1 protein-coding gene is annotated in these 829 nt (G+C 66.9%); it reads left to right on the top strand.

The features are described from left to right. Nucleotides 1-116: 116 nt before the first annotated feature. Nucleotides 117-829 (top strand): IS21 family transposase (gene istA / locus HRV97_RS17250; protein WP_174195357.1); only part of this gene is annotated, 713 nt, incomplete at its 3' end.

Below are 829 nucleotides of genomic sequence, written 5' to 3'. Positions count from 1 at the left end.
TGTGGATCGGCGTGGAAAAAGGACCCCGGTAGCGGGGTGATCGGCGTCGAAAAGGGACCCCTCATCCCGGTGGTCTAGGCTGTTCGCTTGGCGGTGTGTCAGGCGGCGAGAGCGGGATGCTGGTATTGGAGACGGTGTTGAGGATCCGGCGCGAGCACGCGTCGGGGAAGGCCATCAAGGCGATAGCGCGGGACCTGCACCTGTCGCGCAAGGTGGTGCGCAAGGCGATCCGGGCACCGGAGGCGGACATGGGCTACCGGCGGGCAGTGCAGCCGCTGCCGAAGCTGGGTCCGTTCCAGGCGCGACTGGATGCTTTCCTGGAGGACGATGAGGCACGGCCGCGGCGCGAGAAGCTGCGCCTCACGCGCATCCACGACCTGCTGCTACGCGAAGGGTTCGACGGCTCGTACGACGCGGTTCGCCGTTATGCGGCCCGCTGGCGGCAGGCGCGACGTCGCGATGTGATGGATGCGCCGGCGTTCATCCCGCTGCTGTTCCGACCGGGCGAGGCCTATCAGTTCGACTGGAGCCATGAGGACGTGGAGATCTCGGGCAAGCCGATGCGCGTGAAGGTCGCGCATGTGCGACTGTGCGCGTCGCGGGCCATGTATGTGCGGGCCTATCCGCGCGAGACACAGGAGATGCTGTTCGACGCGCATGCGCGGGCGTTTGCCTTCTTCGGAGGCGTGCCGACGCGCGGCATCTACGACAACATGAAGACGGCGGTGACGAGCGTGTTCACCGGCAAGGAGCGTGTCTTCAACCGGCGCTTCCTGGTCATGGCCAACCACTACATGGTCGAGCCGACCGCCTGCTCGCCCGCGTCGGG

This window comes from Sphingomonas hominis (genome assembly GCF_013328205.1).
Taxonomy (GTDB): domain Bacteria; phylum Pseudomonadota; class Alphaproteobacteria; order Sphingomonadales; family Sphingomonadaceae; genus Sphingomonas; species Sphingomonas hominis.
This window is presented reverse-complemented; position numbering and strand designations above follow the sequence as displayed.